21 protein-coding genes are annotated in these 17,038 nt (G+C 45.0%); 8 read left to right on the top strand and 13 right to left on the bottom strand.

Annotation, left to right across the window (positions count from 1 at the left end):
• The 7 genes from secY to rplQ all read left to right on the top strand — a co-directional run bounded on the left by secY (window position 1) and on the right by rplQ (window position 4,476).
• The gene (gene secY, locus OC193_RS14055) at window positions 1-1,335 is read left to right on the top strand and encodes a preprotein translocase subunit SecY (RefSeq protein WP_004738781.1); all 1,335 of its coding nucleotides are present in this window, start codon (window positions 1-3) and stop codon (window positions 1,333-1,335) included.
• A gap of 41 nt (window positions 1,336-1,376) precedes the next feature.
• Window positions 1,377-1,490 carry a 50S ribosomal protein L36 gene (gene rpmJ, locus OC193_RS14050; RefSeq protein WP_000868186.1) on the top strand — a complete coding sequence of 38 codons (114 nt, stop codon included), beginning with the start codon at window positions 1,377-1,379 and terminating at the stop codon, window positions 1,488-1,490.
• Window positions 1,491-1,638: 148 nt separating this feature from the next.
• Entirely contained in the window at window positions 1,639-1,995 is a 357-nt protein-coding gene (rpsM, locus tag OC193_RS14045; protein ID WP_004738779.1) for a 30S ribosomal protein S13, read from the top strand.
• A gap of 19 nt (window positions 1,996-2,014) precedes the next feature.
• On the top strand, window positions 2,015-2,404 hold the full coding sequence (rpsK, locus tag OC193_RS14040; protein ID WP_004738778.1) for a 30S ribosomal protein S11: 390 nt from the start codon (window positions 2,015-2,017) through the stop codon (window positions 2,402-2,404).
• Between the two features lie 31 nt (window positions 2,405-2,435).
• Window positions 2,436-3,056: a 30S ribosomal protein S4 gene (gene rpsD, locus OC193_RS14035; protein WP_004738777.1), complete on the top strand. Its 621-nt coding sequence runs from the start codon at window positions 2,436-2,438 to the stop codon at window positions 3,054-3,056.
• A 22-nt stretch (window positions 3,057-3,078) separates the two neighbouring features.
• The gene (locus OC193_RS14030) at window positions 3,079-4,071 is read left to right on the top strand and encodes a DNA-directed RNA polymerase subunit alpha (RefSeq protein WP_004729813.1); all 993 of its coding nucleotides are present in this window, start codon (window positions 3,079-3,081) and stop codon (window positions 4,069-4,071) included.
• Window positions 4,072-4,095: 24 nt separating this feature from the next.
• Entirely contained in the window at window positions 4,096-4,476 is a 381-nt protein-coding gene (gene rplQ, locus OC193_RS14025; RefSeq protein WP_004729812.1) for a 50S ribosomal protein L17, read from the top strand.
• 393 nt (window positions 4,477-4,869) lie between these two features.
• On the opposite strand, the gene OC193_RS14020 is transcribed toward rplQ, so the two are convergent.
• Together OC193_RS14020 and OC193_RS14015 are read right to left on the bottom strand one after the other, a co-directional pair.
• Window positions 4,870-5,364: a DUF2780 domain-containing protein gene (locus OC193_RS14020; protein ID WP_019825468.1), complete on the bottom strand. Its 495-nt coding sequence runs from the start codon at window positions 5,362-5,364 to the stop codon at window positions 4,870-4,872.
• 134 nt (window positions 5,365-5,498) lie between these two features.
• Window positions 5,499-6,119: an FKBP-type peptidyl-prolyl cis-trans isomerase gene (locus OC193_RS14015; protein WP_008220519.1), complete on the bottom strand. Its 621-nt coding sequence runs from the start codon at window positions 6,117-6,119 to the stop codon at window positions 5,499-5,501.
• Window positions 6,120-6,332: 213 nt separating this feature from the next.
• Between OC193_RS14015 and OC193_RS14010 the strand changes: the two genes are divergently transcribed.
• Complete coding sequence (locus OC193_RS14010) at window positions 6,333-6,917, top strand: LysM-like peptidoglycan-binding domain-containing protein (RefSeq protein WP_048662167.1); 585 nt, start codon at window positions 6,333-6,335, stop codon at window positions 6,915-6,917.
• Between the two features lie 44 nt (window positions 6,918-6,961).
• On the opposite strand, the gene OC193_RS14005 is transcribed toward OC193_RS14010, so the two are convergent.
• The 11 genes from OC193_RS14005 to OC193_RS13955 all read right to left on the bottom strand — a co-directional run bounded on the left by OC193_RS14005 (window position 6,962) and on the right by OC193_RS13955 (window position 16,921).
• Window positions 6,962-7,810, bottom strand: coding sequence for a DMT family transporter (locus tag OC193_RS14005; protein ID WP_048662166.1), 849 nt, complete (start codon window positions 7,808-7,810; stop codon window positions 6,962-6,964).
• Window positions 7,810-8,262, bottom strand: a complete 453-nt coding sequence (locus tag OC193_RS14000; RefSeq protein ID WP_048662165.1) for a GNAT family N-acetyltransferase — start codon at window positions 8,260-8,262, stop codon at window positions 7,810-7,812. Before OC193_RS14000 ends, OC193_RS14005 begins: the two co-directional genes overlap by 1 nt.
• A gap of 57 nt (window positions 8,263-8,319) precedes the next feature.
• A complete protein-coding gene (locus OC193_RS13995; protein WP_048659300.1) occupies window positions 8,320-8,886 on the bottom strand; it encodes a Crp/Fnr family transcriptional regulator in 567 nt (188 codons plus the stop codon).
• Between the two features lie 71 nt (window positions 8,887-8,957).
• A complete protein-coding gene (locus OC193_RS13990) occupies window positions 8,958-10,712 on the bottom strand; it encodes a lysophospholipid acyltransferase family protein (RefSeq protein WP_048662164.1) in 1,755 nt (584 codons plus the stop codon).
• Between the two features lie 12 nt (window positions 10,713-10,724).
• Window positions 10,725-11,168 (bottom strand): hypothetical protein, encoded by a 444-nt coding sequence (locus OC193_RS13985; protein WP_017096575.1) that lies wholly within the window; start codon window positions 11,166-11,168, stop codon window positions 10,725-10,727.
• 10 nt (window positions 11,169-11,178) lie between these two features.
• On the bottom strand, window positions 11,179-11,616 hold the full coding sequence (locus OC193_RS13980) for a YHS domain-containing (seleno)protein (RefSeq protein WP_012604897.1): 438 nt from the start codon (window positions 11,614-11,616) through the stop codon (window positions 11,179-11,181).
• A gap of 12 nt (window positions 11,617-11,628) precedes the next feature.
• On the bottom strand, window positions 11,629-12,378 hold the full coding sequence (locus tag OC193_RS13975; protein ID WP_048662161.1) for an NRDE family protein: 750 nt from the start codon (window positions 12,376-12,378) through the stop codon (window positions 11,629-11,631).
• Window positions 12,379-12,380: 2 nt separating this feature from the next.
• Window positions 12,381-12,923, bottom strand: a complete 543-nt coding sequence (locus tag OC193_RS13970) for a DinB family protein (RefSeq protein WP_048662159.1) — start codon at window positions 12,921-12,923, stop codon at window positions 12,381-12,383.
• Between the two features lie 19 nt (window positions 12,924-12,942).
• Complete coding sequence (locus OC193_RS13965) at window positions 12,943-14,076, bottom strand: ATP-grasp domain-containing protein (protein WP_048662158.1); 1,134 nt, start codon at window positions 14,074-14,076, stop codon at window positions 12,943-12,945.
• On the bottom strand, window positions 14,073-14,660 hold the full coding sequence (locus tag OC193_RS13960) for a DedA family protein (protein ID WP_048662157.1): 588 nt from the start codon (window positions 14,658-14,660) through the stop codon (window positions 14,073-14,075). The genes OC193_RS13965 and OC193_RS13960 overlap by 4 nt, the downstream gene beginning before the upstream one ends.
• Window positions 14,661-14,944: 284 nt before the next feature.
• The gene (locus OC193_RS13955) at window positions 14,945-16,921 is read right to left on the bottom strand and encodes a bifunctional 2',3'-cyclic-nucleotide 2'-phosphodiesterase/3'-nucleotidase (protein WP_048662156.1); all 1,977 of its coding nucleotides are present in this window, start codon (window positions 16,919-16,921) and stop codon (window positions 14,945-14,947) included.
• Window positions 16,922-17,038 lie beyond the last annotated feature (117 nt).

Here is a 17,038-nt window from a genome sequence, read left to right as displayed (position 1 = left end):
ATGGCTAAGAAACCAGGACAAGATTTTCGTAGTGCTCAGAGCGGCTTAAGTGAACTAAAGTCGCGCTTATTATTCGTAATTGGTGCACTTTTAGTATTCCGAGCCGGCTCTTTTGTGCCGATCCCTGGTATTGACGCAGCTGTACTTGCCGATTTGTTCGATCAGCAAAAAGGTACCATCGTTGAAATGTTTAACATGTTCTCCGGTGGTGCTCTTGAGCGTGCATCTATATTAGCATTGGGTATCATGCCGTACATTTCGGCATCGATCGTAGTCCAATTGCTAACTGTAGTTCATCCAGCGTTAGCGGAACTCAAGAAAGAGGGTGAAGCAGGCCGTCGTAAGATAAGCCAATATACACGCTACGGCACGCTTGTACTTGCAACATTCCAAGCTATTGGTATCGCAACAGGCTTACCAAACATGGTCGACAATCTGGTTGTTATCAACCAAACCATGTTTACGCTTATTGCTACCGTGAGTTTAGTAACTGGTACCATGTTCTTAATGTGGTTAGGTGAACAAATCACTGAGCGAGGAATCGGTAATGGTATTTCCATTCTGATTTTTGCAGGTATTGTTGCTGGATTGCCTTCTGCAATCGGTCAAACAATCGAGCAAGCGCGTCAAGGTGAATTGCATGTGCTTCTTCTGCTGTTGATTGCTGTATTGTCTTTTGCTGTTATTTACTTCGTAGTTTTCATGGAGCGTGGTCAACGTCGTATCGTCGTTAACTATGCGAAACGTCAACAAGGTCGTAAAGTTTTTGCAGCACAAAGCTCTCACTTGCCTCTTAAGATTAATATGGCAGGTGTTATTCCAGCGATTTTTGCATCGAGTATTATTTTGTTCCCAGGAACATTAGCACAGTGGTTTGGTCAAAATGGTGAAAGCAGCGCGTTCGGTTGGTTAACTGACGTGTCATTAGCTCTTAGCCCAGGTCAACCTTTGTATGTAATGCTTTATGCAGCAGCTATAATCTTCTTCTGTTTCTTCTATACAGCGTTGGTGTTTAACCCACGTGAAACAGCTGATAACTTGAAGAAGTCTGGTGCATTCGTACCCGGTATCCGCCCAGGTGAGCAGACAGCGAAATATATCGATAAAGTGATGACTAGACTAACCCTTGCGGGCGCTCTATACATTACTTTTATATGTCTGATTCCTGAGTTCATGATGGTCGCGTGGAACGTTCGTTTCTACTTCGGCGGCACATCACTACTAATCGTAGTGGTAGTTATCATGGATTTCATGGCACAGGTACAGACTCATCTGATGTCACAACAGTATGATTCTGTGTTAAAGAAAGCGAATCTGAAAGGTTACGGCCGTTAATTCGGTGGTAATTATTTCGATTCCATTTACGGAGTTTAGCAATGAAAGTTCGTGCTTCCGTTAAAAAAATCTGCCGTAACTGTAAAGTTATCAAGCGTAACGGTGTCGTTCGCGTGATTTGCAGTGAGCCAAAGCATAAGCAACGCCAAGGCTAATTAGCAGAAATTTTTACTTGAAATACAAGGTAGAGTCGAGTATATTCCTCGGCCTACCTTTTGCGTGCAAAAGAAGTAGTATGCCGCAGCGTATCCATAACGGGCTTTGCTGCGGATAATTCTTTTATGAACCCCTTAGGAGTGAATAATGGCCCGTATAGCCGGCATTAACATTCCTGATCATAAGCATTCTGTAATTGCACTTACTGCAATCTACGGTATCGGTAAAACTCGCTCTCAAGCTATTCTAGCTGAAGTGGGTATTGCTGAAGATGCTAAGATCAGTGAACTAACTGAAGAGCAGATCGATCAACTGCGTGATGGTGTAGCTAAGTACACTGTAGAAGGTGATCTACGTCGTGAAGTATCGATGAACATCAAGCGTCTTATGGACCTTGGCTGTTACCGCGGTCTTCGTCATCGTCGCAGTCTACCACTACGTGGACAGCGTACTAAAACCAACGCTCGCACCCGTAAGGGTCCGCGCAAGCCGATCAAGAAATAGTCGGATAAGGTAGAGTACAATGGCAAAACAACCAACTCGCGCGCGTAAGCGCGTACGCAAGCAAGTAGCTGATGGCGTAGCGCACATTCATGCTTCTTTCAACAACACAATCGTAACTATCACTGACCGTCAAGGCAACGCTCTTGCATGGGCTACAGCAGGTGGTTCAGGTTTCCGTGGTTCTCGTAAATCTACTCCGTTCGCAGCACAAGTTGCAGCTGAGCGTTGTGGTGAAATGGCTAAAGAATATGGCCTAAAGAACTTGGAAGTTATGGTTAAGGGTCCAGGTCCAGGTCGCGAATCTACTGTTCGTGCACTGAACGCTGCTGGTTTCCGTATCACTAACATTGTTGATGCGACACCAATCCCTCATAACGGTTGTCGTCCACCTAAGAAACGTCGCGTTTAAGTTTCGTTTCTAGGAATATTGGAGAAAGATCATGGCAAGATATTTGGGTCCTAAGCTGAAGCTTAGCCGTCGCGAAGGTACTGACTTATTCCTTAAGTCTGGTGTCCGTGCGATCGATACCAAGTGTAAAATTGATAACGCACCAGGTGTACACGGCGCTCGTCGCGGTCGTCTATCTGAGTATGGCGTTCAGCTTCGTGAGAAGCAAAAAGTTCGTCGTATCTACGGCGTTCTAGAAAAACAATTCCGCAACTACTACAAAGAAGCTGCACGTCTTAAAGGCAACACAGGTGCAAACCTGCTTCAGCTTCTTGAAGGTCGTCTTGATAACGTAGTTTACCGTATGGGCTTTGGCGCTACTCGTGCTGAATCTCGTCAACTAGTTAGCCACAAGTCTATCCTAGTTAACGGTAAAGTTGTAAACGTTCCTTCTTTCAAAGTAGCGGCAAACGACGTTGTTTCTATCCGCGAGAAAGCTAAACAGCAATCTCGTATTAAAGCGGCTCTAGAAGTTGCTGAACAACGTGAAAAGCCAACTTGGATTGAAGTAGATGCTGGCAAAATGGAAGGTACATTCAAGCGTATGCCTGAGCGTTCTGACCTATCAGCTGACATCAATGAACACTTGATCGTCGAACTTTACTCTAAGTAAGGTTAAAAAAAGAGAGGACACAATGCAGGGTTCTGTAACAGAATTTCTTAAGCCGCGTCTTGTTGACATTGAACAGATCAATACGACACACGCGAAAGTAACTCTTGAGCCATTAGAGCGCGGTTTCGGCCACACTCTAGGTAATGCTCTTCGCCGCATTCTTCTATCTTCTATGCCGGGTTGTGCCGTAACAGAAGTTGAAATTGAAGGTGTGCTACACGAATACAGCACTAAAGAAGGCGTTCAGGAAGATATCCTGGAAATCCTTCTAAACCTTAAAGGTTTGGCTGTACGCGTTGCTGAAGGCAAAGATGAAGTGTTTATTACACTGAACAAATCAGGCTCAGGCCCTGTTGTTGCAGGTGACATCACCCACGATGGTGATGTAGAGATCGCTAACCCTGAGCACGTAATTTGTCACCTAACGGATGACAATGCTGAGATCGCTATGCGTATCAAAGTAGAACGTGGTCGTGGTTACGTTCCAGCTTCAGCTCGCATCCATACTGAAGAAGATGAGCGTCCTATCGGTCGTCTACTAGTTGACGCTACTTACAGCCCGGTTGATAAAATCGCTTACGCTGTAGAAGCGGCACGTGTAGAGCAACGTACTGATTTAGACAAGCTTGTTATCGATATGGAAACGAACGGTACTCTAGAACCTGAGGAAGCAATCCGTCGTGCAGCTACTATTTTAGCTGAACAACTGGATGCGTTCGTAGATCTTCGTGATGTACGTGTACCTGAGGAGAAGGAAGAGAAGCCAGAATTCGATCCTATCCTACTACGTCCTGTAGACGATCTTGAACTAACAGTTCGCTCTGCTAACTGTTTGAAAGCAGAAGCGATTCACTACATCGGTGATCTTGTACAGCGCACTGAGGTTGAGCTACTTAAAACGCCAAACCTTGGTAAGAAATCTCTTACAGAGATTAAAGATGTGCTTGCTTCACGTGGTCTTTCTCTAGGCATGCGTCTAGAAAACTGGCCACCAGCGTCAATCGCTGAAGATTAATCGAAAAGTTAGAAGGATTAGGTCATGCGCCATCGTAAAAGTGGTCGTCAACTCAACCGCAACAGCAGTCATCGCAAAGCGATGTTCAGCAACATGGCTAGCTCTCTTGTTCGTCACGAAGTTATTAAAACTACCGTGCCTAAAGCAAAAGAACTACGTCGCGTAATTGAGCCATTGATTACCCTAGCTAAGACAGACAGTGTTGCTAACCGTCGTCTTGCATTTGCTCGCACTCGTGATAACGAAGTTGTAGCAAAACTATTTAATGAACTAGGCCCGCGTTTCGCGGCTCGCCAAGGTGGTTACACTCGCATTCTTAAATGTGGTTTCCGTACTGGTGATAAAGCTCCAATGGCTTACATTGAGCTTGTAGACCGCCCAGCTGCTGAAGAAGCTGCTGAGTAATCTATACTAGATTCTTAATACAAAAGCCGAGCATTAGCTCGGCTTTTTTGTATCTGTAGAATAAGGAAATCTATACTAAGTAATTGCACCACGATGTTTGGCATTTTTGCTTGTCTTATCTGCTCCATTTTTCAAAAATATCTCGTATCTCGTATCTCGTATCTCGTATCTCGTATCTCGTATCTCGTATCTCGTATCTCGTATCTCGTATCTCGTATCTCGTATCTCGTATCTCGTATCTCGTATCTCGTATCTCGTATCTCGTATCTCGTATCTCGTATCTCGTATCTCGTATCTCGTATCTCGTATCTCAAATATCTTTTCTTCCACGCATAAAAAAGAGCACCGAAGTGCCCTTATCAAATTCTTAAGCTAGCTATTAATAACTAACGGTTATTGCCATATAGCTGCAAGTGAATCCATCAAGCCGCTTGTTGCGCCTTGAGATTGCAGTGTTTGCAGAATGATTGGTGCAAACGTTGATACCATCGATGGATCCATACCTAAACTAGAAAAGGCACTTTCAACTGCGCCTTGTGAGTTTAGTAGTGATGATAGCCCCGTAGACTCAAGAGTCGACATGCCAGGAATCAGCGTTGTAAGTTCTTTGTTGTCAGCAGTGCCAAGAGAGTTTTGAGCAAGAGCCAACATTGAACCGATACCGCCAATAGCTTGATCGCTGGTAACAGAAGCTTGGTCGGCAACGGTATCTGCAAGCGGCGTTGTTTCGTTTTGTTGAGACCACATATTCACTGCTGCCATTAGTGCAGTTTGGGATAGTTGGGAATAGTTAGTATCTGATGATGAACTGGTTTGTTCAGAGTCACTAGTGCTAGCGCAAGAGACAACAGCAAGGCTGCTTAAAACTGTGATGAGTACTTTCTTCATTATTCGTCCTTAAGTAATAAAGTAATTTACTCTTTCACTATAAACGAAAAACGGCGATGTAGTCACATCGCCGTTGGATTATTTCAATTTTATTTGCCTATAGTATTTTGTTTTACTATAGGTTTTTATAAAAATTAAAGAATTGCTAGAAGTTCTACTTCAAATACTAGAGCAGCAAATGGTGGGATTGCAGCACCTGCGCCACGCTCACCGTATGCTAGATCTTGAGGGATGTATAGCTTCCACTTAGAACCAACAGGCATCATTTGTAGAGCTTGTACCCAACCTTGAATTACGCCAGTTACTGGGAACTCAGCAGGTTGACCGCGAGATACAGAGCTGTCGAAAACAGTACCGTCAGTTAGTTCGCCGTGGTAGTGAACACGTACTTGCTTGTCTGCAGTTGGGATTTCGCCAGTACCTTCAGTTAGTACTTCGTACTGAAGACCAGACTCAAGAACCGTTACTTCTGAACGAAGAGCGTTGTCAGCTAGGAAAGCTTCGCCGTCAGCAGCAGCAGCTTTAGCTAGTTCTTGACGTGCAGCTTCACCACGAGTGTGTAGCTCTTGTAGTGCGTTGTTGATTTCGTCAACTTCGATAGCTGGCATGTCGCCAACTAGAGCTGTTGCGATACCAGCAGCGATTGCGTCAACGTTTAGGCCTTCAAGACCAGAACCAGCAAGTTGTTGGCCCATTTGTAGACCGATACCGTAGCTAGCTTTTTGCTCTACAGTTTCAAATTTTACTTCAGACATGAAAAGTCACTCTTTTTGTCAGTACGAAAAGGGTAAGAATACCAGTATTAGCAGCGTGAAGAAACGGCTAGCCTCTGATCACTTGCGCTTTACCGTGCCCAAATCACAGCCATGTCAATTTTCTCGCTTTGAGCCTTGTTGTGACGGAAAGATCTATACTGTTGGTACTTTGGTTTTTATACTGTAGTTATTCAATGTATAGGACGCAGTGGTATGAATCGTCGTCAAAAGAAAAAACAGAAAGTTGACCACTTAGCAGAATTCAAGGATCGACTGAATCAGGTCAAAGAGAAATTGAGTTCGATCGATGTGAAGAAAATGAAAACCTCGACAGCGCAAACTTGGGGCTCATTGCCGAAGTTACACCAAAGACTGTTGATGGTGATTTCTCCGATCGTACTGATATTACTTTTTGTGCCGCTACCAGAACCTAAAGTAGACGTTGCGCCAACAACATCGCGCGTTGAGCTAGAGATAAACACCGTTGGCTTAAGCGAACAGCAAAATGCCAAGAACAGTTCATCAGAACCGAGCAACAACAACTGGCAGGAGTACCTCGTAAAGCAAGGGGATACGTTAGCACAGGTTTTTCGAAACAACGATTTACCGTTGTCGGACTTGAATGCGCTAGTGCGTATTGAAGGCTCAGACAAACCACTAAGTCAGATTCGTAAAGGCCAGTTAGTTCGATTCAAACTGGCCGAGACCGGGCAGCTTGATATCCTGCAGTTAGAGAAAGGCAACACATCGGTGATGTTCTTCCGCTTGTCTGATGGCGGCTTTGGCCGTAGTAAATAAGTGCCTTGTTTGAGTTACGAACTCAACAGTATGATAGAAAAGAGCTAAGCATTAGCTCTTTTTTTTGGTCGCTTGAAAGGGGCGAGTGGCAAGATGATCAGCATGATACCGATAAAGGTTAATGTATCTGGAATCTCATCGAACCAAATGGCGCCTATTAGCGCGACAAACACCAAGCCTGAATATTCAGCCAAGGCGATTTGGCTTGAGTGTGCTTTCTGATAGGCGGCAACCGCAAGTCCGTTATAGCTCAAGATGAGTGTTGCGCTGAGTGCTATGTATCCTAAGTGCTCGATAGATACCGGTTGCCAATACAACAAGCACAGTAGTAACGATACAGGTATGGAGAAGAGGGTTGTCCACCACAGCGTTGTGACAACAGTTTGTTCGCTAGGCAGCTTTCTTACGAGTACATTAAATAGTGCGAGGGTGAGTGCTGTACCTAAAGCAAACAGTGCTGCCCAATGAAATTGTGATGGCCTCAATACAATTAATGTACCAATAAAACCTATGGTAGTGGCGATGACCTTGCCGAGTGCAGGTTGCTCTTTCAATAACAACATAGAGAGCGGCAACATCAATAAAGGCGCGACATAAAATACAGCGTTGGCGGTTGCCAAAGACAAGTGAGTGATCGCGACCAGCATACACCCACTACCGATTAGAATTAATTGACCTCGAATGAAGGTTACTTTGGCTTGCTGTAAGCATCGTTGTTCTTTTTTCTGCTGTAACCACAGTGGGGTGATGATCAGCAGAGATATCAACTGTCGGAAAAAAATATACTGAAGAGGCGGTACCTCGCCATTCAATAGCTTTACTGCTACATCGGAAAGCGAGGCAAACAAATTACCTGCAACCAACAATAGAATACCGGCAGTGATATTCGTCATTATTTTTCTAATCTCATATCTACATGAGGAATGTCATCTTCGAGGTACATATGCGAGATGGTCTTGAAGCCGTGGCTCGCATAGAACTTCTCTAGGTGCTGCTGCGCCCCAATATCAATAGTCGTACTCGGCCAAAGAGACTCACAGTGTGTTAATGCTTCTTTCAATAATTGGTGGCCTAAGCCATCGCCTCTTGCCGATTGCTTGGTCGCCACTCGGCCGATGCTGGTGTTGTCATAACTCGTGCCCGGAGGCAATAAGCGAGCACATGCCACTAGCTCCTCATCTACGTAACCAAGAAGGTGATGAACACCAGCGAGTGTGTCTTTACCGTCAAGCTCTGGATAAGGGCAGGTTTGCTCAACCACAAATACATCTACTCGTAATTTAAGTAGTTGATAAAGCTGATGTGTTGAAAGTTCAGAGAAAGGAATTGAGTGCCAAGTGATCATGTTTACATCCAGAGGTTATCGATGCTCTGAATGTACTATGCGTGATGATTGTTGGCATTAACTATTGTTAATTCGACCTTTAATTCTGCTCAAACTTATCGCGGTTATTCCTAAGTAGGCGGCAATTTGATTGTCGTTGAGGCGTTGTTCAAGGTCTGGGTAGTGTTCGCAGAAAAGCTGGTAACGTTGCTCAGGGGTATAAAGCAGCATGAAGCGTTCTTTGTTTTCCTTATGCATCAGTTGTGTTTCTAACAGCTTTAAATACAAAGGGTTATTCGATGCACGCCACTCGATTACTGCATTCATTGGCAGTTCTAACATTGTGATAGGGGTGAGTGTTTCTAATAGGTAAGGGGAAGCTTGGTTTTTTATCAGACTCTCAAAGCCGATGATCCAATCTTGTTCCCAGTAGAACTCTTTGCTGTATTGCTTACCATCATCAGTGAGGTAGCAAGCATGGCACAAGCCTTCAAGTACGAAGTAGATTGAGCCAGCCATCTCACCTTGGTTAATAAGAATATGTCTGGTCGGTAGCTCAAGTGGCTTGGCGACGGCGACTAGAGATTCAATCTGACTTTCTGAGAAGTCGAAGCTTTGCAGTTGTTCGATAAAAGAGGTGTGCATGAAAATAACCTAACCCAAATAAGTGCCGAAATCATCGCACTTATTTGAGTGTAGGTACAGTTCTGGCTAAATCAGCGTCGAGCGTGTTGCTCTAGGTAGTCTTGAGCAAGTTCTCGACCCATGTATTTACCTAAGGTCTTCAAAGGTACCTTCTTAAGGTTCACGACAATCAAACCATCTAACGCATCATTAAATGATGGGTCAACGTTAAAGCAAACCAACTTCCCGTTCATCCCTAGGTATTGGCGCAATAACACAGGTAGGCCTTTTCCTTGTTCCATCCGCGCTAATACTTTTGAAAGTAGGGGCACACTCGCCAGTGACGACAATAGATGATTCTGCCAGAACACATGACTACTGGTATTGAGTGGTGAAGAAGGGGAAACCAGATTCGCTTTTTCTTCATCGTAGTGGTGAATTGATAAAGTGGTCGCGATCAACAGGCGTGCATTGTGGCTGTAATCATTACTGATACTGACCGGGCCAAATAGGTGGGTGTATTGAGGATGACGAGACACAAAGGTTGCGATACCTTTCCATAGCAATAACAGTGAGTTAAGGCTCTTTTGGTAAGGCTTGCTCACTACAGAGCGACCAAGCTCAATGCTGTTGTCTAACGTATCGATAAACTCTTGGTTATAGTTAAATAGACTGCGGGAATAGAGTTGGTCCAACCCGTGCTCTGCGATTAACTTGTCGACCATACCCAGTCGATAAGCGCCGACCAATTCTGCCTTAGTTTTGTTCCACACAAACAGTTGGTGGTAGTAAAGGTCGTACTCATCTAAATCACAAGCAAGCCCACTGCCTTCTCCAACTTCACGGAAGCTCTCTTCTCTGACTCGACCAATCTCACGCATTAAGTTTGGAATAGATTGGCTTGGCGTGCAGTAGACCTCGAAGTCGCCTTGTTCGAGCAGCTTCATCTCTTCAGGGAGTGAGCCTACCTCAATTGCCAATACTTCGGGTGATATTGGCGCTATCACTTGAGTATCGAAAGAAGGCGCGTGGATTGGTGTATTCGTACTATCTTGTTGACTCATTAGGTAGGTATTAAGTCGTAGGTAGTTGACGATATCCATCTCTTTTTCAAACGATTTTATCTCTGAATACGGAATCGATGAGCCAATCGAGATAGAGATAGTTGTCGCTTGTTTATTAAGAAGTTCACGCCCGAGTAGAGCGGTTCTCAACAGTGGATGCACACGACCCGCTTGATAGAAAAGCTCACTGTTTTTACCATTGATAAAGATAGGAACCGTAGTGGCTTGATGACGTTTAACGAATTTCGCGACCGATTTGCTCCATTCGATATCCGTCAGTGTTTTTGCCCCTTTACGATAACTCGATACTTCGCCCGCAGGGAACACGATCAACAGCCCGCCATCGGCTAGGTGGCGATTGGCATCACGAATGGCTTTGGCATTGGTACGTTTCGACTCTTTACTATTAAAGACATCGACTCCGATGAAAAGATCATCCAGTTCAGGCAGTCGCTTGAGTAACTCATTTGCTAATACCTTCACATCCTTTCTTACCGATCCTACGAGATCAGCAAGGATCACACCTTCAATGGCGCCAAGTGGGTGGTTCGCCACAATCACGACCGGTCCTTCTTCCGAGATGTTTTCCGTGCTTCCTGATGCAACTGAGTAGTCGATATTGAGCGCCGATAGGGTGTAATTCATGAATTCAAAGCTAGATAACTCGTTTTTTCGATCTTGGTAGAGTCGGTCTAGCTTAGATAGCCCAGTTGCCCACTCGACAACAGACTCACCTAAACCAAAAGGTGTGTAACGTGGTAAACGAAAAGGACTATCAATCATAATGAAGCTACCTTATTGACTAAAGTTGTTTAGGAAACCGTCTTGATTCTTGAAATCTTTCACACTTAAAAACGCACCGCATAACCAAACTAGGCATGCCATGCCAAACAATAACCCGCCGTCGTAACCGACAATTTCACCCGCTGCATTGAACTCAGGCATTTGAATACCTAATGGCGTAAACAGGTGGAAGAATATTGCGCCACTCATGATCCCCACACTCATAATGGCGCCAAGGCCATGCCAACGAGTGAACAATAGAATGGCCGCTATTAATTCAGCGAATCCAATCAAGTAGCCGCCAAACGAACCGAACCAGCTTAAGCCTGACCATGTTGCTAGCGTTCCAAAGATATGCTCTGTCTCGTACGAGCCGGTGAACTTAAAGAACAACGACTGAATGAACACAAACGCAATAAATGCTGCAGGGATATGTTTAGCTGGAGTGAATGTCATGGTTATTCCCTTATTTGATCAGTTGCGGCCAAATGGTGTCGGCTTTTTGAATATGTTGTGCTCGGTCTTGTTCCCAACGCTGTTTAATCTCTTGGTCGTAGTTGAGGTAAAGCTTGTTATCAACAATCGTCCATTGATTCGGGTCTCCGGGTGCAAAATCACTTTTTGCTGAAACAGCCCAAGCGCAATAACCACCATATTGAGGGGCATATTTTTCAGGATTATTAACAAATAAAGTCAGATTCTTTTCAGAAGAGAAATACCAGTCCGCGCCTTTGTACTCGGTGCTGAATTTTTTACTGCCTTCAATAGGCTTACCTGAAGTGAAATAAGCCACAGTGTCGTAGCCATCGAGCGCCTTACTGCTAAAGAACCCGGTGTAGATTTCATCGGCGGCAAATACATATGGGCTAACAAGTAGCATGACCATGGTTAATAGTTTTCTCATGATGGGCTCCATCTATAGATTGATTGCTGGTGATAAATCGAAGGTAAAACGCTGTTGATTTATCTGGCATGGTTTAATGGGTTCACAAGGCGAGCCGGGTGCGTAAAACATAGAGGCTTGGCCGTGTAGATTGCGTAAGTGTGTAAAGCTCACGGTGTGCGCGTCTTCACGATGCATACAGGTCGCTAAATGAGGTTGTTCGCTGTGATGGTGAGAATGAAACTTAAGTAAGTTCTGTTGATTCTTACCTGTTTCCATAAGCTGATCGTATTTTGCTTGTCGATAGGCTTGTACTCGCTCTAAATCAACACCGGATGAGAAGAGCGGAGAATCGGTTTCGACTATCTTTTGTTGAATGCCATCCCACATGTAGGCAATCACCAAACCATTGTGTTGAGTTAGGTTCGGTGCGAAAGCCAGCAAGGTAAACGGGGCAAAAGAGTGGAGGTCGAGCTTATGAAACGCTTCAGAGAGCTGACTGATATTACGACTTGAGGATAGGTTCTTAAGTAACAAACCACGGCTGACCAAAGGACCAACTGGAACAATGCCTTGATAGTTATTGAGTAGGCATAGCGAAAGCCCGAACTCATTAATGCTTATCCAGCTACCACCGCCCGTTGGGTCGAGTGGCATGATGATATCGACACCCTTAACTCGGTACTGCTTAGGTGGCATTGCTAATGCTCGGGTCTTTTGCTCATCACGATTAAAAAAGACCTGATAGCCATTTTCTTCAAGCAACCAAGATACTGAACACATAGTTATTGCTCCCTCAGATAGCTACTGGTGGTTGGGGCATAACCAAAGGTGTTGCAGGTTTCAATGTCTAGGAAGGTGGTGATCACCTTGATCATCGCGTAATGATGATTGGCGTGCAGCGCAGCAAAGGTAACCTCTCTTTCTAGCGTAGAAGGCAGGCTGGCGAACACTTGTGTATCCATCGAAACTTCGGTTTGGATCATGATAGGCGCTTCAAGATCTCTGCGGTCTAATCGTTCAAGCCAGTTGATCACGTAATGGATCTCTTTCAACGCAATCGACCTGTCGAATTCGACGGGGTGGCCACGACGACGAGTGTTGTAATCAACAGTCGCATTCTCTTTTAAAATCAGAGCGTGAAAAAGATCGAGCGTGTGACGAGTATGCTCACCAATAGAGCTTGTGACGTGCGGCTTTGCTCGTGTCAGATAGTCGCTGTCAGATATCGCTAACAAAAACTCTAAACCCTGATTCAATATCTCTACCGCTCCCTTGATACTAGGAGAGAAAGAAGTGAGGGCGCTCGGTTGGGCTATGGGGTTCATTCATGATCCTCGTACAAAGTTAATCGGTGGTCGGATATTGTTGAACAAGGCGTCGCTCTTCTTGCCACGCGTTAAATAAGCTCTTGAAAGAAGGAGGCTGGTGGCCTCTTTGTTTTTGTTGAGCGCCAATATCAAAAAGAATGCGGTATTGCAGGAGTAACGTCGAAAATATCTCTCGCAGCGGTGTGTTGCGATCCCAGATGTGCCCGGCCTCACTGCTTGCGCCATTGACCTCAAGGATCGTGAAGTCCTCGCCGTTCATTAGGCTGTGCATGTCCTTGAATTTGACGTCGAGTCGACCAAAATGAAAGCCATCGAAGTCGTCGAATATCTCGTCTAAGCGTTCTGTGAGAGCCTGAGTGATGTATTGATTGCCGTCTCGGAAGATACAGCCACGGCTATGGCTACCTGCGAAAGCGAGTTGGAACTCTTCGCCCTCTGCGAGCACTTGATCCAATTTATCTTCATGTCTCGGTAGATACAGGTGACTAAGCTGCCCAGCACGCGGGCTATTTTCAATTAACTGCTTGAGTGTCGAGCTGCCATCACCCACCACCATTGGCGCATATTTGAGTGTGATCGAGATGATCTCGCCTTGCTTTTTGTTTGGGTAACGAACGTAGAAAACACCCGCTTCGGCTTGATAAGGCGCCTTTTCTTGCAATAGAAAGCGAGCATTATTTGGGAAAGATTCAACATACTGCTCAAGTTGATCTTGTGTGTTGATCAGCTTAACGCCAACACCTCGACAACCAAGATCCGGTTTAGCCACAATCGGGAAATCGAGATCCGATTGTATGAGTGCACTGCGCGCATCTTCAGCTTGTTTCTTGCTGCTAAGATCCGTTTTGGTTAGGGTGATAAACGGAGAGATCCAACGCTGGCTCGATGATCCGGCAAGGCTCAGTATTTCGTGTTTTGATTCGCCTACCATACCGCTTAACTTGATGCTCGGGTTGGCGATGAGCGGCAGCGTCCAGTCAAAGTGCCGTAACCCTTGCATCAGGCTTTGAATCACCACTGGCGTGTAGAAGAACCAAGTTGGAAGAAACTCATAAGGAGAGACACTGCGCACGGTATCTTTTTCAAGCAAGGGCATGCCTGCATTGATTTGATGTGCTGGAATAATGCGAATATCTTGCGGTGAACTCATGATAATCCTCTAGAGTAGGTTCTATTCATTAATCGATTGCCGATAAACAGCAAAGCGATGGCACACGGGATGATGATCCATTGATATTCAGAGGCTTGCAGCCACGCTGATGTCCCTAAATAGTAGATGGCAGAGAAGACAATGCCAGTCCAGATCGCGGTGGCACTAATAACGGCAAACAAGAAAGTAGGCAGTGGGATGGCGAAAAAGCCACTTAAGGTAAAACCGACGGTACGAAGCCCGGGAATAAAGCGGATGACAAAAAGACTGCTGAAAGCGTTTTGACGTAATTTAGTGCGAAGCGCACGAAAGTACTTATTAGTGAGGGCTTTGTAACGAACGCCTCGGAAATAACGTCCTGATTTACCTAGGTAATAGAGACCGAGATCACCTGTGGCAATGCCGATGAAAATGGCAAGCAATGCATATTGAGGAAGCATGATTCCTTGAGTTGCTAAACCTGCCGCTGTAACAATCGCCAGATCTTCAAGCAGGTAAGAAAGCGCAATAATGCCAAGCATCAGCCATAGCAGCGATTCCTCTCCTGTATTTAACCATGCTTGAATGCTCTCGACGGTGCCCATCAAATGTCCTTATCTATCCTATAAATGAATGGCTTATTGGCCATTCATTGAGTGTAGTAAATTAAATAGACAGGAGGAGCAGAGAAAAACTTACAGCGGATTAGTGTTTTTTTGTGGGGGTTTAAATCGATTGACGGTGTGAGTCGTGCTGTTTGGGTGTTGAATTAGCGGGAGTTTACGGTGAGAAAAGTAGGGCGGTGGAGTTGATTTCTGAATAACAAAAGAAAATGGCTGAGTCGTTAAACTCAGCCTATCAGAATGCTAACTATGGATTACTGGGTAATCTATTTAGTTAGGTCAATCTGGTAAACAGCAAAACCAACATCGTCAGTCGCAACACGTTTCATCGGGTATTGACCCTTTTCTTTGATGAACTCTGCCGCTTTGTCGCTTGGAGATGTTTCAAAGCGGATATCTAGTTTGTTATCCGTTTTGATTGGCGCAAATGACCAGTTATTATCAGCTGTTGGGCTAACTTGACCTTGCTCTTTGCTTACGTGAGAGATGTAGTTCGCAAGAACAGTACGGTTCTCATCTGGAGCATCAAATGCGATGAAGTCTTCACCTGTACCTGGGAACTTAGCACTGTATGCACGGTAGTTGTTGGTTGCGATCAGGAAGTCTTGCTTCATGTCTATTGGCTTACCTTGGTAAGTTAGGCCAACAATACGCTGTGAGTCAGGGTTAACGACTTTACAGTTTGCATCGTATTTCGCAGGTTGAGTTACGTCGATTTGGTAATCAACACCGTCGATAACATCGAAGTTGTAAGTGCGGAAGTTATCCCACTCGATCAACTGTTGTGGTGCTGTTGAGTTAACATCAACTTGGTTGAACTGACCAGCAGAACACTCAAGCCACTCTTTTACTTCGTGACCTGTTACCTTCATCGCAACTAGCGTGTTCGGGTAAAGGTACAAGTCAGCTGCGTTACGGAATGTCAGTTGACCAGATTCAACTTCAGTGAAGTTCGCTGGGTCATTCTTACGGCCACCGGCTTTGAATGGTGCAGCCGCTGAAAGTACTGGCGTACCATCTAGGTCTGGATCGCCTTGGATGAACTGTTCAACGTAATCTTTCTGTGCAAGGTTAACGATTTGTACTGTTGGATCGTCTTGCACTAGAGATAGGAAGCTGTACATCACGTCGTCTGCTTTACCAATCGGTTGGTTAACAAACTCACGAGTACCTGCGTGGTCTTTTTCTAGTGCTGTTACGATGCCTTCATCAGCTGCAGCAAGCGATTTCTTCTCGATCTTGTCGTAGATAGGGCGCGCTTCTGATTGGCCTTTAACGACTTCCCACTTACCGTCTTTTTGTGCAAGTGTTAGATCCATAACACCAACGTGGCTACCCCAACGACCTGGCATTACTGCCGCAACGCCGTTCATTGTGCCAGTTTCGTTGTCGATGCCTTGGATGTCATCAAAACCTTTGCCTGGGAACACTGCGTGAGAGTGGCCGAATGCGATCGCATCGATGCCGTCTACTTCAGAGAGGTAGAACGTTGAGTTTTCTTCGCCATTTTTGTACGGGTCGGTTGATACGCCTGAGTGAGGGATAGCTACGATAACTTCAGCGCCTTCCGCTTTCATTTGAGGCACTAACTCGTTAGCCGTCTCAATGATGTCACGAGCGATCACTTTGCCTTCAAGGTTCTTCTTATCCCACGTCATGATTTGTGGTGGAACAAAACCGATGTAACCCACTTTTACTTCATGCTCTACGCCTGCTGTATCTTCAAACGTGTGCGTCTTGATGATGTAAGGTGTGAAGTAGTGTTCTTTGGTTTCTGCGTCGTAAACGTTAGCACTGATGTATGGGAAATCAGCGTCGTTGATAGACTCTTCTAGGAACTCAAGACCGTAGTTGAATTCGTGGTTACCTAGGTTTGCTGCGTCGTAGCTTAGTTGATTCATTGCTTTGTATGCAGGGTGAACTTCGCCCGCTTCGATGCCTTTGTCTGCCATGTAGTCACCCATTGGGCTACCTTGCAGCAAGTCACCGTTATCAACTAATACGCTGTTAGTTACTTCGTTTTGAGCTTCTTTTACTAGAGTTGCAGTACGTGCTAAGCCAATTTTCTTCGATGGCTTGTCTTTGTAGTAGTCGTAATCCATTAGGTTGGTATGGATATCCGTCGTTTCTACGACACGTAATTTAATCACTTCATCGGTATCTGGTGTTGTTGTGCAGCCTGCTAGAGTCAAACCAAGACCCGCAAGTACAGCCAATGACAAAGGTTTCATTGCAACTTTCATTTTGTAGCTCCAAAGTGGATAGTAGAAAATTCGTTGCGTAATGTAACAAAACCGAATGAAACAATGATTACAACGAATGTTAATTCGTGACTTAGATCGATTACTTTATGGTGTTCT

The organism is Vibrio crassostreae (assembly GCF_024347415.1).
Lineage (GTDB): Bacteria > Pseudomonadota > Gammaproteobacteria > Enterobacterales > Vibrionaceae > Vibrio > Vibrio crassostreae.
Note: the sequence above shows the minus strand (reverse complement) of the source record. Positions and strands in the feature narration are given on the sequence as shown.

What these genes read in the sequence shown, in the direction of transcription:
- OC193_RS14000 (WP_048662165.1), bottom strand. Translation starts at nt 8,262, where the DNA reads ATGATCACTTGGCACTCAATTCCTTTCTCTGAACTTTCAACACATCAG.
- OC193_RS13995 (WP_048659300.1), bottom strand. Translation starts at nt 8,886, where the DNA reads ATGCACACCTCTTTTATCGAACAACTGCAAAGCTTCGACTTCTCAGAA.
- OC193_RS14005 (WP_048662166.1), bottom strand. Translation starts at nt 7,810, where the DNA reads ATGACGAATATCACTGCCGGTATTCTATTGTTGGTTGCAGGTAATTTG.
- OC193_RS14015 (WP_008220519.1), bottom strand. Translation starts at nt 6,119, where the DNA reads ATGTCTGAAGTAAAATTTGAAACTGTAGAGCAAAAAGCTAGCTACGGT.
- OC193_RS14010 (WP_048662167.1), top strand. Translation starts at nt 6,333, where the DNA reads ATGAATCGTCGTCAAAAGAAAAAACAGAAAGTTGACCACTTAGCAGAA.
- OC193_RS14030 (WP_004729813.1), top strand. Translation starts at nt 3,079, where the DNA reads ATGCAGGGTTCTGTAACAGAATTTCTTAAGCCGCGTCTTGTTGACATT.
- rpmJ (WP_000868186.1), top strand. Translation starts at nt 1,377, where the DNA reads ATGAAAGTTCGTGCTTCCGTTAAAAAAATCTGCCGTAACTGTAAAGTT.
- OC193_RS13975 (WP_048662161.1), bottom strand. Translation starts at nt 12,378, where the DNA reads ATGTGTTCAGTATCTTGGTTGCTTGAAGAAAATGGCTATCAGGTCTTT.
- rpsD (WP_004738777.1), top strand. Translation starts at nt 2,436, where the DNA reads ATGGCAAGATATTTGGGTCCTAAGCTGAAGCTTAGCCGTCGCGAAGGT.
- rplQ (WP_004729812.1), top strand. Translation starts at nt 4,096, where the DNA reads ATGCGCCATCGTAAAAGTGGTCGTCAACTCAACCGCAACAGCAGTCAT.
- OC193_RS13970 (WP_048662159.1), bottom strand. Translation starts at nt 12,923, where the DNA reads ATGAACCCCATAGCCCAACCGAGCGCCCTCACTTCTTTCTCTCCTAGT.
- OC193_RS13985 (WP_017096575.1), bottom strand. Translation starts at nt 11,168, where the DNA reads ATGACATTCACTCCAGCTAAACATATCCCTGCAGCATTTATTGCGTTT.
- secY (WP_004738781.1), top strand. Translation starts at nt 1, where the DNA reads ATGGCTAAGAAACCAGGACAAGATTTTCGTAGTGCTCAGAGCGGCTTA.
- OC193_RS13955 (WP_048662156.1), bottom strand. Translation starts at nt 16,921, where the DNA reads ATGAAAGTTGCAATGAAACCTTTGTCATTGGCTGTACTTGCGGGTCTT.
- OC193_RS13990 (WP_048662164.1), bottom strand. Translation starts at nt 10,712, where the DNA reads ATGATTGATAGTCCTTTTCGTTTACCACGTTACACACCTTTTGGTTTA.
- OC193_RS13980 (WP_012604897.1), bottom strand. Translation starts at nt 11,616, where the DNA reads ATGAGAAAACTATTAACCATGGTCATGCTACTTGTTAGCCCATATGTA.
- OC193_RS13960 (WP_048662157.1), bottom strand. Translation starts at nt 14,660, where the DNA reads ATGGGCACCGTCGAGAGCATTCAAGCATGGTTAAATACAGGAGAGGAA.
- OC193_RS13965 (WP_048662158.1), bottom strand. Translation starts at nt 14,076, where the DNA reads ATGAGTTCACCGCAAGATATTCGCATTATTCCAGCACATCAAATCAAT.
- rpsK (WP_004738778.1), top strand. Translation starts at nt 2,015, where the DNA reads ATGGCAAAACAACCAACTCGCGCGCGTAAGCGCGTACGCAAGCAAGTA.
- OC193_RS14020 (WP_019825468.1), bottom strand. Translation starts at nt 5,364, where the DNA reads ATGAAGAAAGTACTCATCACAGTTTTAAGCAGCCTTGCTGTTGTCTCT.
- rpsM (WP_004738779.1), top strand. Translation starts at nt 1,639, where the DNA reads ATGGCCCGTATAGCCGGCATTAACATTCCTGATCATAAGCATTCTGTA.